General features: G+C 74.2%; 13 protein-coding genes. 4 read left to right on the top strand and 9 right to left on the bottom strand.

The features are described from left to right. Nucleotides 1-63 precede the first annotated feature (63 nt). Nucleotides 64-924 (bottom strand): neutral zinc metallopeptidase, encoded by an 861-nt coding sequence (locus G5V58_RS24000; protein ID WP_165237940.1) that lies wholly within the window; start codon nt 922-924, stop codon nt 64-66. A gap of 65 nt (nt 925-989) precedes the next feature. Between G5V58_RS24000 and G5V58_RS23995 the strand changes: the two genes are divergently transcribed. Further along, entirely contained in the window at nt 990-2,375 is a 1,386-nt protein-coding gene (locus G5V58_RS23995) for an amidase family protein (RefSeq protein ID WP_165237938.1), read from the top strand. 969 nt (nt 2,376-3,344) lie between these two features. Then, nucleotides 3,345-4,676 carry a glycoside hydrolase family 6 protein gene (locus G5V58_RS23985; RefSeq protein WP_165237934.1) on the top strand — a complete coding sequence of 444 codons (1,332 nt, stop codon included), beginning with the start codon at nt 3,345-3,347 and terminating at the stop codon, nt 4,674-4,676. Here G5V58_RS23985 and G5V58_RS26835 read toward each other — a convergent pair. Further along, a complete protein-coding gene (locus G5V58_RS26835; RefSeq protein WP_456237795.1) occupies nt 4,645-6,999 on the bottom strand; it encodes a fatty acid desaturase in 2,355 nt (784 codons plus the stop codon). The genes G5V58_RS23985 and G5V58_RS26835 overlap by 32 nt on opposite strands. A 107-nt stretch (nt 7,000-7,106) precedes the next feature. Between G5V58_RS26835 and G5V58_RS23970 the strand changes: the two genes are divergently transcribed. Next, nucleotides 7,107-8,216 carry a PucR family transcriptional regulator gene (locus G5V58_RS23970; protein WP_230486921.1) on the top strand — a complete coding sequence of 370 codons (1,110 nt, stop codon included), beginning with the start codon at nt 7,107-7,109 and terminating at the stop codon, nt 8,214-8,216. A gap of 97 nt (nt 8,217-8,313) precedes the next feature. Continuing rightward, nucleotides 8,314-8,982 (top strand): hypothetical protein, encoded by a 669-nt coding sequence (locus G5V58_RS23965; protein WP_165237928.1) that lies wholly within the window; start codon nt 8,314-8,316, stop codon nt 8,980-8,982. A gap of 12 nt (nt 8,983-8,994) precedes the next feature. On the opposite strand, the gene G5V58_RS23960 is transcribed toward G5V58_RS23965, so the two are convergent. The 7 genes from G5V58_RS23960 to G5V58_RS23930 all read right to left on the bottom strand — a co-directional run bounded on the left by G5V58_RS23960 (nt 8,995) and on the right by G5V58_RS23930 (nt 14,945). Continuing rightward, complete coding sequence (locus G5V58_RS23960; protein ID WP_165237926.1) at nt 8,995-9,525, bottom strand: hypothetical protein; 531 nt, start codon at nt 9,523-9,525, stop codon at nt 8,995-8,997. Further along, nucleotides 9,522-10,097, bottom strand: coding sequence for an RNA polymerase sigma factor (locus tag G5V58_RS23955; RefSeq protein ID WP_165237924.1), 576 nt, complete (start codon nt 10,095-10,097; stop codon nt 9,522-9,524). The genes G5V58_RS23960 and G5V58_RS23955 overlap by 4 nt, the downstream gene beginning before the upstream one ends. A gap of 56 nt (nt 10,098-10,153) precedes the next feature. Beyond that, entirely contained in the window at nt 10,154-10,792 is a 639-nt protein-coding gene (locus tag G5V58_RS23950) for a glucosamine-6-phosphate deaminase (protein WP_230486920.1), read from the bottom strand. A 141-nt stretch (nt 10,793-10,933) separates the two neighbouring features. After that, a complete protein-coding gene (locus tag G5V58_RS23945) occupies nt 10,934-11,815 on the bottom strand; it encodes an ROK family protein (RefSeq protein WP_230486919.1) in 882 nt (293 codons plus the stop codon). Then, a complete protein-coding gene (locus G5V58_RS23940; protein WP_165237922.1) occupies nt 11,812-13,146 on the bottom strand; it encodes a glycoside hydrolase family 3 N-terminal domain-containing protein in 1,335 nt (444 codons plus the stop codon). Before G5V58_RS23940 ends, G5V58_RS23945 begins: the two co-directional genes overlap by 4 nt. Next, complete coding sequence (locus G5V58_RS23935; RefSeq protein WP_230486918.1) at nt 13,143-13,982, bottom strand: carbohydrate ABC transporter permease; 840 nt, start codon at nt 13,980-13,982, stop codon at nt 13,143-13,145. Before G5V58_RS23935 ends, G5V58_RS23940 begins: the two co-directional genes overlap by 4 nt. 3 nt (nt 13,983-13,985) lie before the next feature. Then, a complete protein-coding gene (locus G5V58_RS23930) occupies nt 13,986-14,945 on the bottom strand; it encodes a carbohydrate ABC transporter permease (RefSeq protein WP_230486917.1) in 960 nt (319 codons plus the stop codon). Between the last annotated feature and the right edge of the window lie 80 nt (nt 14,946-15,025).

Here is a 15,025-nt window from a genome sequence, read left to right as displayed (position 1 = left end):
TCATCGGGTCGTCGGGTGCGTCACCAGGTGTGATGCCTCGGGGAGCGCTGCGGTTCGCAGCGGTCAGGACACCTGGGCGGCCGGCGCCATGAAGGTGTTGCACGCGCCGGGGGTCGCGGTGGCGTAGCCCTGGTCGGTCCAGTAGGCCTGGCTGGGCACCGAGCCGTGGTTGGCCACCTCGATGTAGCGCCAGTACTCCGGGTGCTGGGCGTAGTCGGCGAGGATCGGGTAGGCGTCGCGCTGCGAGGACAGGAACACGTTGCCCAGGCAGCTGGCCTGCAGCTCGGCGCGGCGCTCGAGGTTGCCGCGGTAGCGCGCGCCGATGGCGTCGAACATCCCGACCAGGGTCTGCACGTGGTGGCCGTACTCGTGGGCCAGGGTGTGCGTCGCCGCCAGCCTGATCGAGCCGTGCGCGTAGTCGTCGCCGGCGTAGGAGTTCCACGGCCCGACGATCTCGGCGTCGTACATGTAGATGGTGTGGTTGGCCGGGCAGTAGAACGAGAGCGCGCCCGGGGTGCCGCACTTCGTCCGCACCGAGCCGTCGTGGACCTTGAGCTTCGGCGCCTGGAACCGGTAGCCGGCCTTGCGCAGCTTCTTCCAGTCGCCCTTCCACGCCGCGTCGAGGCACGGCAGCACGGAGCGGTAGTAGGCGAGCAGGTCGGCCGAGGTGTCCAGCGGGACCGTCGAGGCGGCGGCGCAGCCGGCGCTCGTCATGGCCGGGAGCCGGTACAGCTTGTTGCGCTTGAGGACATCGGCGCGGGTCCGCCGCTCGGCCGGCGCGCCGGTCGTGGTCGCGGCCGGGCGGGCGGAGTCGGACGCCGACGGCGCGGCGCCGGCCGGGGCCGGACCGGTGAGGGCGAGGGTGCCGACGAGCGCGGCGGCGAGCAGCGCGGCACAGAGTCCGGGGAGGGTGCGACGGGCCATGGCGCGAGCCTCTCCCCCAACCGGCCGCCCGAAACGTCAAGGTGCCCTGCTGACAGCATGCTGGTGTGGACCAGGGGCCCGCCGAGGCGGAGGTGGCGCGGCTGCTCGCGCTGGTGGCGGAGGTCGACCCGCAGATCGCGTCGGTGAACGCGCTCGGCCCGGACGCCCTGGCCGAGGCGCGCGCTCTGGACGAGGAGGCCGCGGCCGGCCGCACCCGCTCGCCGCTGCACGGCCGGGCGGTGCTGGTCAAGGACAACGTCGACACCGCGGGGCTCGCGTCGACCGCGGGCTCGCTGGCCCTGGCCGGCGTGCCACCGGCCGAGGACGCGCCGCTGGTGCAGCGGCTGCGGGCGGCCGGGATGGTCGTGCTCGGCAAGGCCAACCTCAGCGAGTGGGCCAACATCCGCGACCCGCACTCGACTTCGGGGTGGAGCGCGCACGGCGGGCTGACCCGCAACCCCTACGCGCTCAACCGCACCGCGTGGGGCTCCAGCTCGGGCAGCGCCGCCGCGGTCGCGGCCCGGCTCGCGCCGTACGCCGTGGGGACGGAGACCGACGGCTCGATCTCGATGCCGGCCGCCGCCTGCGGGGTCGTCGGGCTCAAGCCGACGGTGGGCCGGGTGCCCACGTCGGGCGTGGTGCCGATCTCCTCGACCCAGGACGCGCCCGGCCCGATGGCGCTGACCGTGGCGGCGACGACCGCGCTCTACGACGTGCTGGCCGGCGCCACCACCGACCTCGGCGCCGTGGGCGCACCGGGCAGGCGGGTCGGCGTGCCGCGGAGCCTGTGGGGCTACAGCCCGGCTGCCGACGCGGCCGCGGAGCGCGCGCTCGGACTGCTGGCCGCCGCCGGCGTCGAGGTCGTCGACGACATCGCCCTGCCGGCCCTGGACGCCTTCGACCCCGAGCACGAGCTGACCCTGATGCTCACCGAGCTGGTCCCCGCGCTGGCGGCGTACCTCGCCGGCCGCGGCGCCGCGGTGCGCACCCTGGACGACGTCGTCGCCTTCAACCGCGCCCACGCCGACCGCGAGCTGTCGTGGTTCGGGCAGGGGCTCTTCGAGCGGGCGCTCGCCACCGACGGGCTCGACTCACCGGCGTACGCCGAGGCGCAGGCCGCCTGCCGCGCCGCAGGGATCGACGAGCTCGACCGGGTGCTGGCCGAGCACCGCCTCGACGCGCTGGTCGCCCCCACCACCGGCCCGGCCACCCCCCTCGACCTGGTCAACGGCGACTCCTTCTGCGGCGGCGCCAGCACCCCCAGCGCGCTGGCCGGTGCGCCGATCCTCTCGGTGCCGCTCGAGCTGGTCCACGGGCTCCCGGTCGCGCTGGCCCTGTGGGGCGCCCGCGGTGGTGAAGCCACCTTGCTGGGGCTCGGCGCGGCCGTCGAGGCCGGCCGCGACGGCGCCACCGGGCCGCTGCCGGAGCCGGCGTTCCCGGAGTGGATCTAGCGCCGACACTCCCGGTCCAGGACCCGAAGTGGATCGGCGTCGCCAGCTTGCCGTTGGTCAGCGCGGGCAGCCCGATCGCAGTCGAGCTCGTGCGTTGCATCTGCCAGCCGCTGGAGCCGGAGACGCCTCCCTCGTTGGCACACGCCGCACCGCTCTGGCTGTACGACGACTCGTTGTAGGCAGCCGACGCGACGAAGCCGTTGGTGGCGTCGGACTGCGAAGCGACGGGGACGAGCACCGATCCCCCACCTGTCGACGTGCAGGTCGCGGCCTTGGCGTAGATCGGGACGGCCGTCCCCCCGGTGAACAGGTACGGCGTCACCGCACAGTCGGCGCCGGAGAACTCGACCAGCCCCGTCGCCGCCAGCGCGCCGTTCCACGAGACCGCGATCGTGCAGTCCGACGACGTGCGGACGGTGGCAGACGTGCGGTCGACGCTGAGCACCGTCCCCAGGACGGCGCCGTTCCCGTCGAGCAGCGTCGTGCCCGCTCCCGGGGCTCCACTGGGTCCGGGCGGTCCGCTGGGACCAGCCGGACCGCTCGGGCCCGTGGAGCCGGGTGCCCCGCTCGGGCCCGTGGAGCCGGGTGCCCCGCTCGGCCCCGTGGAGCCGGGTGCCCCGCTCGGCCCCGCCGGTCCGCTGGGGCCTGGTGCGCCGCTGGGGCCCGGTGCGCCGCTGGGCCCGGGTGCCCCGCTGGGCCCGGGCGCACCACCCGGTCCCGCCGGACCGCTGGGCCCAGCCGGCCCGGCCGCGCCGACGGCTCCGTCCTGCCCGGGCGAACCCGCCTTGTCCCAGACGATGGACCTCTCGCGCTCGGCGAAGGGGCCGGAGATCCTGCAGGGGCGCTCCGGGGTCTCCAGCCGCAGTGTCTTGTCGGCCCCGTTCACGCGGGAGTGTGGCACGGGCTGGCCGGGTCGGCAGCCGGACGTGGGCTTGGTGGTGCGGACCAGCGGCGCGCAAGATGGACGGGATGAGCCCCCTCCGCCGACCTGCGCTCCGCGCCGCCGCGGCCGCCGCCCTCCTGGTGGGCTCACTCGGGGCGGGCTGCTCCGACCCCGCGGCGCCGACGGCCGAGCCGGCCGCGCCGAGCGCCAGCGCCGCCCCGAGCGCCCCGACGACGACTCCGACGACGACTCCGACGACGACTCTGACCCCCACACCCGACCCCGCCGCGCAACGCGCCGCGCGCAAGGCCGCGAAGCAGGCCGCCCGCGTGGAGGCCCAGCGCCAGGCCGAGCAGGCCGCGAAGAAGGCCCGCAAGAAGGCCGAGCGTGAGGCCCGCCGCGAGGTCTTCGCCGCTCGGCGGGCCAACCCCCTGGCCGGGCGGCCGTGGGGCAACTACTACGGCGACGGCGACCAGGCGTGGGCGCCGTACGAGCGCTCGTCGGGCGAGACCCGCGCGCTGCTGGGCCAGATCGTGCTGCAGCCGCGGTCGAAGTGGTTCGGTGGGTGGATCCCGGACGGGGAGATCGAGGAGAAGGTCCGCGGCTACATCGCCAACGCACAGGACGGCGACCCGGACAAGCTGGTGCAGCTGGCGACCTTCCGGATGGAGCCGTGGGAGCACGCGGCCTGCGGGTCGCTGCCGGGCCCGGCGCAGCAGGCGGGCTACCGCGCGTGGACCGACGCGCTGGCCCGCGGCATCGGCGACGCGCACGTGGCGATCACGCTCCAGGCCGACGGGCCGTTCGCGCTGTGCGCGCCGGGCGGCTCAGGCGTCTACAGCGACCTGATCCGCTACTCCGCGCAGCGGCTCGGCGCACTGCCGAACGCCGCGGTGTACATCGACGCGGGCGCCGAGGACTGGCTCAACGGCGACGTGGACGAGGCGCTCCGGCTGCTCGTCCCGGCCGGGGTGGAGTACGTCCGGGGCTTCTCGATGAACAACACCCACTACAACTCCACCGAGCGCGAGGTCGCGTTCGGGGCCGAGGTGGTGCGGGCGCTGGCCGAGCGCGGGATCGAGGACAAGCACTTCGTGGTCAACACCTCGTCCAACGGCCGGCCGTTCGCGGGCGGTGACTACGACGGCAGGGGCCACTTCGACAACGCCGACCTGTGCCGCTCGGTCGACGACACCACCTGCGTGACGCTCGGGATCCCGCCGACCACGCACGTCTCCGACCCGGCCTGGGGCATGTCGGAGCAGAACGGCCGCGACGCCGCGCTCTACTGCGACGCCTTCATGTGGATCGGCCGGCCGTGGCTGTTCATGCAGGCCGACCCGTTCGACCTGCAGCGAGCCCTGCAGCTGGTGCGGACCTGGCCCTTCAGGCAGTACGCCGACGCAGCTGCTGGTTGAGCCGGGCCTGCGCGGCGCGGCGCACCTTGGGGCCCTTGGCGGTCATGCCCCACAGCAGCTTGAGCTGCGAGCCGACGTTCTTGCGGTTGGTCGTGGCCAGCCAGCCGTTGGGCAGCGAGAGCCGGACCACCTTGTGCCAGGCGGAGTAGACCTGCTGCGGCATCGGGCGGCTGCAGTAGGTGAGGTCGTACTTCTCGAACAGCGCGCGGACCTTGGGCGCGATCTCGGCGTACCGGTTCGACGGCAGGTCCGGGAACAGGTGGTGCTCGATCTGGTGGCTGAGGTTGCCGCTCATCAGGTGCAGGAAGGCCGAGCCGGAGATGTTGGCCGAGCCGAGCATCTGGCGCAGGTACCACTCGCCGCGGGTCTCGTCCTCGGGGATCGCGTTCTTCTCGAAGGTCTCGACGCCCTCGGGGAAGTGCCCGCACATGATCACCGAGTGCGACCACAGGTTGCGCACGACGTTGGCGATCGCGTTCGCGGCCAGCGTGGGCAGGAAGCCGCCGAACGGCAGCGCGATGGCCGGGTTGACCACGTAGTCCTTGGTGGCCTGGTTGCGGATCTTCTTCAGGACCTGGCTCACCTCGGCCTCGAAGGACTCCGGGCGGCGGTCCTTGGGGATGCGCAGGTTGCGGCCGAGCTGGAGGTCGTAGGCCGCGATGCCGTACTCGAAGAAGCAGGCGTTGAGGAAGTTCCAGAACGGCTGGGCGAGGTACGCCGGGTGCCAGCGCTGGTCCTCGTCGACGCGCATGATGCCGTAGCCGAGGTCGTTGTCCTGGCCGACGATGTTCGTGTAGGTGTGGTGCACCTGGTTGTGCGAGTGCTGCCACTGCTTGGCGGGCGTGGCCATGTCCCACTCCCACGTCGTGGAGTGGATCTTGGGGTCGCGCATCCAGTCCCACTGCCCGTGCAGGACGTTGTGGCCGATCTCCATGTTCTCGAGGATCTTGGAGATCGACAGCCCGACCGTGCCGAGCACGAACAGCGGCGGCAGCGCCGAGCCGAGCAGCACCGCGCGCGAGCCGAGCTCGAGGCGGCGCTGGACGGCGATGACCCGACGGATGTACGCCGCGTCGCGCTCGCCGCGGTCGTCGAGGACGTCCTGGCGGATGGTGTCGAGCTCGATGCCGATCTGCTCGATGTCCTCGGGGGTGAGGTGGGCGATCGGGCTCTCGGGCTTCTTGGTGATGGTGGTCATCGGGTCTCCCTGATCTCGCAGGCACCGGCAGCAGCGCTGATGCAGGTCTGGATCGGTACGCCGTCGCGGCCGGTCTCGCCGGGGACAGCAGTGGTGACGGCGCCGTTGCGCAGGTCGCGCACGGCACCGGACGTCATGGGCACGACGCAGCCCATGCAGATGCCCATCCGGCACCCGCTGGGCATGAGGACGCCGGCGGCCTCGGCGGCGTCGAGGATCGGGGTCGCGCCGTCGGCCTCGACCTCCAGGCCGGAGGCGAAGGTGACGGTGCCCCCCCTCGCCGGGCTCGACGAGCACCGGGCGGAACCGCTCGGTGGTCAGCGGCAGCCCGAGCCCGGTGTGGTGCGCCTCGAGGGCGTCGAGCAGGCCGGCCGGGCCGCAGGCGTAGGTCAGCCGCTCGGCCACGTCGGGCACGAGGCCGGGCAGGGTGGCCACGTCGAGGAGGCCGTCGCGGTCGTCGTACCGCTCGACCAGGCGCAGGTGGCCGTCGCGGGCGTGAGCACGCAGCTCGTCGCGGAAGATCGCGGAGTGCTCGGTCTGGTTGACGGCGACCAGCACGATGTCGGTGGCCTGCGGGACGCGCCGGGAGTACAGGTTGCGCAGCATCCCGATCACCGGCGTGATGCCGGAGCCGGCGGTGACCAGCAACAGTTTGGGCGGCAGCGGCACGGGGAGGACGAACTCGCCCTCGGCCTGCTCGAGCTGGAGCCACTGGCCGGGGCGGGCGCGGTGCACGAGGTGCTGGCTGACGACCCCGCCCGGGATGGCCTTGACCGTGAAGCTGAGGAACCGGTCACCGCGCGGACCGTGGGTGAGCGAGTAGGTGCGCCACAGGCGGACGCCGTCGACGTCGACCCCGACGCGGACGTACTGCCCCGGCACGTGGCCGGCCCAGTCGCGACCCGGCTTGACCAGGATGGTGGCGGACTCGGCGGTCTCGGGCGTGACCGACACGATGCGGCCCTGGAGGGCGTGCCGACCCCGGCGCAGCGGGTGGAAGACGTCGAGGACGTCGCTGATCTCCAGCGGCGTCACCGCGGCCTCGGCCACCCGGCGCACGGCGTTGCGCAGCGATCCGCCCACGGCGGGGCCGCGGGTCGGGCCGGAGGCTGAGTAGGACGCCATGGGTTCCAGTGTGTTGTGTCCTGTGCCAGCATTCATGACCAGTGCACGTGAACGACCACGTCACATTTGTTCGCCGGGGACAAAACATGGGTGCTACCGACCACCGGGTGACGCTGTCACCCGCCGCCGTCAAGGAGATGCGGTCACAGCTGCCGCACCTGGCCGACGACATCGTCTCGGCCATCGTGCAGGAGGTCCCGGCCTACCGCGACGCCTTCAGCGGGCCGATGGGCCAGACCATCAGCAACGCCGTGCGCCTCGCGCTGGGCGGCTTCCTGACCCTGGCGGGGCGCAGCAAGGCCAGTGACCAGCGCACCACCGCGCTGGCCACCGAGGGGTCCTACCAGCTCGGCCGCGGCGAGGCCCGCAGCGGCCGCTCGACCGACGCCCTGCTCGCGGCGTACCGCATCGGTGCGCGGGTGGCCTGGCGCGAGCTGTCCTCGACCGGGGTGCGCCACGGGCTCGGCGCCGACGTGCTGGCCGACTTCGCCCAGCTGGTCTTCGCCTACATCGACGAGCAGTCCGCGGCCGCGGTCGCAGGGCACAGCGAGGAGACCGAGACCACCGGCCGCGTGCGGCAGCGGCTGCTGGACCGGCTGGCCGAGCTGCTCCTGGAGGGTGCGTCCGCCGACGAGCTCACCCACGCCGCCGAGCGCGCCGGCTGGCCCGAGCCGCGCACCCTCACCGCCGTGCTGGCGCCCACCGAGACGGTCAGGGCGGTGGTGGTCGGCCTGCCGCGCGAGACGCTGCAGGTGCCCGAGGCGGACGGCGACGGGCTGCTGCTGGTGCCCGACGTGCGCCGGAGCGGGCTGCTGCGCACCCTGCGCGACCACGACGCCCTGGCCGGACCCACCGTCGCCTGGCGCGAGGTGCGCCGCTCGGTGGACCGGGCCGTGCGCGCCCGCGCCCTCGGCGTCGAGCGCGACACCGAGTCCGCGCTCCCCCACCTGGTGCTGCACGCCGACGAGGACGCCCTGGCCGACCTGCGCGCCCAGGCCCTCGCGCCCCTGGACGCCCTCAAGCCCAGCGCCCGGGACAAGCTGGCCGACACCCTGCGCGCCTGGCTGCTCCACCAGGGCCGCCGCGACGACGTGGCCAAGGCGCTGTTCGTGCACCCGCAGACCGTGCGCTACCGGATGGGCCAGCTGCGCGACCTGTACGGCGACCGCCTGGAGGACCCCGACACCGTGCTGGCCCTCACCCTCGCGCTCGCCTGAGCGCACCGGCCGGACGACGGGGGTGTGACACGGCGGGGTCGGCGCTCATGCAGGGGGTGATGCGGGCCGTCGGTCCGCACCCGACGAAGGGTCACCCATGAGAAAGCCCAGCCCCGCTGTCCTCGTCTCCAGCGCCGCGCTGCTCGTCGCGCTCGGCGGGACGTCGTACGCCGCCGCGCAGATCAACGGCAGCCAGCTGAAGAACGGGACGGTCACCAGCGCGAAGATCAAGAACCAGACGATCCAGTCGCGCGACATCGCCAACGGCACCGTCAAGGCCAAGGACCTCAAGCCCGGCGTGCTGCCGACCGGCAGCCGCTGGGCGCTGGTCAACGCCCAGGGCCAGATCGAGGCGCAGTCCGGCGGCTTCTCCGTCGTCGCGGCCTACCCGACGCTGCCCAACACGCTCACGCCGCCGGCGGACAACAGCCTGCGGGCCAACGGCAACGTCTACATCAACGCCGGCGAGCCGCTGGCCAACAACGCGATCACCGCCACCGTGGTGCTGCAGAACACCGTCGACCAGAACACCGACGCCATCACGAGCGGCCGGGCCCCGGGCGACGACAGCAACCCGGAGTTCTCCGGCGAGATCTCGGTCAGCCAGTGCGGGACGCCGATCACGGCCTGCGCGCCTCCGGGAGCCGCTGTGAACAACGTGTTCGTGGTCAGCCCCCGGCTGAGCAACGGCTCGTTCACCGGCACCGACACCCGCAAGCGCTTCTACGTCGTCATCGTCGGCGACTCCAGCGACCGCACCAGCTGACCTGGGCCTGACTCAGATCGACGGCAGGTCGGAGCGCAGCACCGGCCTGCCGTCGGGGTCGCGCAGCTCGATGGTGTGGACGTCCGCGCGCAGCGGCGCGGCCTCGAACCGGCAACGCATGACCACGTCCGGCACGGCGCGCAGGGACCCGGCCCCGACGTCGCCGTCGGTGGTGCCGAAGACCACGTCGTACGCCGTGCCGGGCCGCAGGCCGCCGACGTCGAGCACCAGCTCGGTGCCCCACGCGTGGTGGACGAGCCCCGACGCGGTGACGTCCCCCTCGCCGGTGAACACGATCTGCTCCATCGGCGCCGCGACCGGCTGGTCCTCGCGCTCGGCCAGCCAGTAGCCCGCGACGCCGGCGATCCCGGCCACGCTGGCCGCCACCCCGCCGCCGAGCAGGAACCGGCGCCGTCCGGCACCCCTCCCCGCGCGCGCGGCCTGCGCGCGCACGGCGGCGACCCGCTCGGGCGACGGCTGCGCCCCGGGCTCGTGGCCCAGCGCCTCGCCGAGCTCGCGCAGGAGCCCCTCGTCGTCGTTCATGCGCTCAGCCCCTCCAGCTCCGCCCGCAGCCGCGCCAACGCCCGTGACTGTGCCATCCGGACCGCGCCCGCCCGCTTGCCGGTCAGGGCCCCCACCTGCTCGGCGTCGAGACCGGCCACCACCCGCAGCTCCAGCAGCTCCTGGTCCTGCGGCGAGAGCCGGTCGAAGGCCTGGCGCAGCAGCACGCGCTCCTCGGCGTCGAGCACCGCGTGCTCAGGTCCGGGGTGGGTCGGCGCCGCCCGCGCGGCCAGGGCGGCCGGGTCGGTCGCCCGCAGCCGGGACCCGGACCGGTAGCGCTCGAGCACCACGTTGCGCGCGATGCCGAACAGCCAGCCCTGCAGCCCCGCCGCACCGGGGCGGTAGCGACCGATCGCGTCCATGGCCCGCACCATCGTCTCGCTCACCGCCTCCTCCGCCTGCTCCTCGGTGACCAGCCGGCGCCGCGCGTAGGCGACCAGCCGCGGGTAGGCCCGGCGGTAGAGCTGCTCCCACGCGTCCGGGTCACCGCGACGGGCGCGGTCGACCAGGGCGCGCTCGCCGCCGGGCTCGTCCTCACCCGGTGCATGACCCATGCGGGCTGTTCGTCACCGACCGCCCTGCGGACTGGCCACCCGGCCTCAGGACCGGCTCAGAGGCCCTGCCACGCGGGCTTCGCGGCGTACACCTCGCGGTAGTGCTCGGTGCCCGCCAACCGCGACGCCGCGTCGGGGTCGAGCAGGACGGTGGCGTGCGGGTGCAGCTGCAGCACCGAGGCGGGGCAGGAGGCGGACAGCGGACCCTCGACGGCGGCGGCCACCGCCTCGGCCTTGCCGGCCCCGGTGGCGATGAGCAGCAGGTGGCGCGCGCGCAGGATGGTGCCCAGACCCTGGGTCAGCACGTGGCGCGGGACCTCGTCGACCGCGGCGAAGAACCGCGCGTTGTCGCGGCGGGTCTCCTCGGTCAGCGTCTTGATCCGGGTCCGCGACGCCAGCGACGAGCCGGGCTCGTTGAAGGCCAGGTGGCCGTCGCTGCCGATGCCGAGGACCTGGAGGTCGACGCCGCCCGCGGCCTCCAGCTCCGCCTCGTACGCCGGACCCGCGGCCTGCGGGTCGGCGGGGTCCGGGCCGTGCACCCGGTCGGCGGGCAGGCCGAGGTCGTCGGTGAGCTCGCGGGCGATGGTCGCGCGGTAGGACTGCGGGTGGCCGGGCGACAGTCCGACGTACTCGTCGAGCAGGAACGCCGTCACCGCGTCGTAGGCCGGACCGGTGCCGGCCCGGTGCCGGCCCACCAGCTCGGCGTACAGGGGGGACGGGCGAGGAGCCGGTGGCCAGGCCGAGCACGCAGGCGGGCCGCGCGCGGACCAGGGCCTCGACGGTGTCGGCGGCCAGGGCCGCGACCTCGGCGGCCGAGCCGAGGGGCACGACCTCCATCAGGGCCGACCGAGCAGGGCCGCCCCGATGGCCGCCACGGGCTGGTCGGCGGGGACCGCGCGGATCCGCGCGGCCAGGTCGAGCGAGGTGAGGAACGGCGACGCGGCGGCCTGGGCGCGCAGCGCGTCGGCGACGGCCTCGACCAGCGGCGCGCCGAGGTGCGCCACGCCGCCACCGAGCACGATCGTCGTCGGGTCCACCGACAGGCACAGGGTGCGTACCGCGTCGGCCACGCCGGCGGCGAACCGGTCGCGGACCGCGATGGCCTTGACGTCTCCGGCGGCGGCCGCGGCGAACAGCGCCTGGGCCGGCGGCTCGTCGCCGGAGGGCCAGGCCTCGGCCAGGGCGCGACCGGAGGCCACCGTCTCCAGGCAGCCGCGCTGGCCGCACTGGCACAGCGCGCCGGACGGGTCGATGGGCACGTGCCCGATCTCGCCGGCCGCGCCCGTGGCGCCGCGCCGCAGGGTGCCGTCGAGGACCAGGCCGGCGGCCAGGCCGGTGCCGATGGAGAGGTAGACCAGGTCGCGGATGCCGCTCAGCGCGACCGCCCCGAGGGTGGCCACGTTGACGTCGTTCTCGACCGCGACGGACACGCCCAGGCGCTGCTCGAGCTCGGCGCGCAGCGGCACCCACTCGCCGTCCACGCCGAGGTTGACCGCGTGCTTGACCGCACCCCGCTCCGGGTCCACGAGCCCGGGGATGCCGAGCCCGATCGAGGCCGCGGAGCCGAGGTCGGTGACGACCTGGGCTGCGGTGCGCAGGATGCCCTCGGGGCCGGGCTCGGTGGGCTCGCGGACCTGCTCGAGCACCCGGCCGTCGTCGTCCAGGCGGACGCCGAGGGTCTTGGTGGCCCCGATGTCGAGACCGATCGCCGCGCTCACCAGCCGGCTCCTCTCAGCACGTCGGCCACCGCGGCCGCGCCGGGCCGCGACCAGCCGCGGGCCTCGACGGTCGGCAGGTGGTCGGTACGCCGACCCGGCCAGCCCCACTCGACCACGACCGAGCCCACAGGCGCGGCCGCCAGCGTGGCCTGCACGGCGGGCTGGCGGTGGGCGTCACGGACCTGGAGGACCAGCGGACCGGGCGGCAGGTCGGTGGCGCCCGGCGCGACGACCACGTCGGCGGGCAGGCCCCAGGTGGTGTCGCCGACCGCGATGGTCGGCGCGGAGTCCACGCGGACGACGGTCGCCCCCCGCAGGTCCGGCAGCGGCCCGGTGACGGTGACCGGCGACGCGGCGGCACGGTGCAGCCCGTCGATCGCCTGGGCCGCCTCGACCAGCCGCTCCTCCGGCAGCCGCCCGTCGCGGACGGCGGTGACCACCGCGGCCTGGACCTCGCGGACCAGCGCGACGTCCTTGTCCGCGCCGAGGCAGAGCAGGTCCGCGCCGGCCGCGAGCGAGAGCACCGCCGCCTCGGGGATCCCGCGACCGCCGGAGGCGCCGGCCATGTCCAGGGCGTCGCTCACCACGACGCCGCGGAAGCCGAGCCGGTCGCGCAGCAGCCCGAGCACGACCGGGCTCAGCGTGGCCGGCCGGTCGGGGTCGAGCGCCGGCACGACGACGTGCGAGGTCATCACGGCGGCGACGCCGGCCGCGACCGCGGCCTCGAACGGCACCAGCTCGCGCGCGGCCAGCGTGTCGAGGTCGGCCTCGACGACCGGCAGGGCCAGGTGGCTGTCCACCGCGGTGTCGCCGTGGCCCGGGAAGTGCTTGGCGCAGGCCGCGACGCCCGCGGACTGCAGGCCGGTGGTCCAGGCGGCGACGTGCCGGGCGACCAGGGCGGGGTCGCTGCCGAAGGAGCGCGTGCCGATGACCGGGTTGTCCGGGTTGGAGTTCACGTCGGCGACCGGGCCGAGGTCGAGGGTGATCCCGAGCGCGGCCAGCTCGGCGCCGACCGCGCGGCCGGCGGCCCGGGTCAGGTCGAGGTCGTCGACGTGGCCGAGGGCCAGCGCGCCGAGCACCGGCGAGCCGTCCTGCCCGTGCAGCCGGGTGACGTCGCCACCCTCCTCGTCGACGGCCACCACCGCGTCCGGCGCGACCGCGCGGATCGCCGCGGTCAGCGCGGCCACGGCCTCGGGGCCGTCGGCGGTGTTGGAGCCGAACAGGCAGACCCCGCCCAGCCCGTCGGCCAGCAGCGCGCGCACGTCCGGGGCGAGCGTCGCGCCGGGGAAGGCCGGCAGCAGGACGCGCAGCGCCAGCGACTCCAGGCTCACCCCTTCACCGCCCCCGCGGTCAGCCCGCTGACCATCCGGCCCTGGACGATGAGGAAGAAGACGATGACCGGGATCGCGATGAGCGTGGAGCCGGCCATCACGCCGCCCCAGTCGATGCCGCGGTTGGCGTCGAGGAAGCCGGCCAGCCACACCGGCAGCGTCTTCTTGTCGTCGCGGGTCATCACCACGACCGCGAGCGTGAACTCGTTCCAGGCCTGGATGAAGCCGAAGACGCCGGTCGCGACCAGCCCGGGCGCGAGCAGCGGGAAGGTGATCTTGCGGAAGGCCTGGAAGCGCGAGCAGCCGTCCATCATCGCGGCCTCCTCGAGCTCGTAGGGCACCCCGGCCACGAAGCCGCGCAGGGTCCAGACCGTGAAGGGCAGCACGTTGGCGACGTAGACCAGCGTGAGCCCGGCGATGGTGTTGAGCAGGTGGAAGCCCTCGAGCATCTTGTACTGGCTGATGAACAGGCCCTCGACGGGGATCATCTGGATCAGCAGCAGCGCGAAGATGAACGACTTGCGCCCCCGGAAGCGGAACCGGGTCACGGCCAGTGCGGCCAGGAACGCGAAGGCCAGCGACACCACGACGGTGGCCACGGTGACGCCCAGGCTCATCCAGAGCGCGTCGAAGAACCGGCCGCCCTCGAGCACCCGGCGGTAGTTGTCCAGGGTGCCGCCGAGCGGGATGAACGTCGGGTCCGGCACGTTGATCTCGCGGCGCGGCAGCAGCGAGGTGTTGACCATCCAGTAGACCGGGAACGCACAGAGCGCGAAGACCACCAGGCCGGCCAGGTTGGCGCTCCAGCGGACCGTGGGCGACGTACGACGGGCCACGACCTAGTCCTCCTCGGCCTTGAGCATCAGGCGCACGTACGGCGCGGTGAGCAGCACGGTCAGCGCGAGCATGAACATCGCCACCGCGGCGGCCGTGCCGAAGTCGCCGCCGCCGATGCCGAGCCGGTAGATGTAGGTGCCGAGCAGGTTGGTGTCGCGGGTGACGCCGCCGGCCTTCTGGAGGACGTAGATCTGGGTGAAGACGCGCAGGTCCCAGATGACCTGGAGCAGCGCGATGACCAGCAGCACCGGCCGGATCGAGGGCAGCACGACGTGGCGCAGCCGCTGCCACGCGCCGGCGCCGTCGAGCTCGGCGGCCTCGGTGAGGTCCTCGCTGACCTGGGTGAGCGCGGCGTAGCTGGTGAAGGCCACGAACGGCACGCTCATCCACACCACGATCACCGTGGCCACGAAGAAGAACGACAGCGGCTCGAGCAGCCAGGAGTGGCCCTGGTAGTCGCCGCCGATGTGGGTGAGGGTCCAGTTCACGACGCCGTACTGGGTGTCGAAGAGCCACTGCCAGACCGTCAGCGACGCGACCACCGGCATCGCCCACGCCAGCAGCAGGCCCGCCTGCACCAGCAGCCGGACCGGTCCGGACATCAGCCGCATGAGCAGCGCGACGCCCATCCCGAGCAGCATCGTGACGCCGGCGTTGAACAGGCAGAAGACGACCGTTCGGAGCACGACGTTCCACAGGTAGGCGTCGCTGACCAGCGCCCGGTAGTTGTCCAGCCCGACCCACGCGGCCGGCTGGCCGAACTGCTGGGCCAGGCCGTACTCGTGGAAGGACAGCACCACCTGCCGGATGAGCGGGTAGGCCAGCGAGAGCGCGAGGAGCGCGGTGGCGGGCAGGACCAGCGCGTAGGGCAGCCGGCCCGCGCGGCGCCGGCGCGGCCGCTCCACGGGTACGTCGTCGGGCAGCGCCGGCGTCGGCGCCGGCGCGGTGGTCGTCACGGTCACCGCGCTCCTCCTCTCCTGGGTGCTCTGGGGTGATCATCGCCGCATGCCGCGGCCGGGGCGGTGGTGGTCGCAGGGACCGT

Origin of the sequence: Nocardioides anomalus, assembly GCF_011046535.1 — a bacterium.
Taxonomy (GTDB): domain Bacteria; phylum Actinomycetota; class Actinomycetes; order Propionibacteriales; family Nocardioidaceae; genus Nocardioides; species Nocardioides anomalus.
Note: the sequence above shows the minus strand (reverse complement) of the source record. Positions and strands in the feature narration are given on the sequence as shown.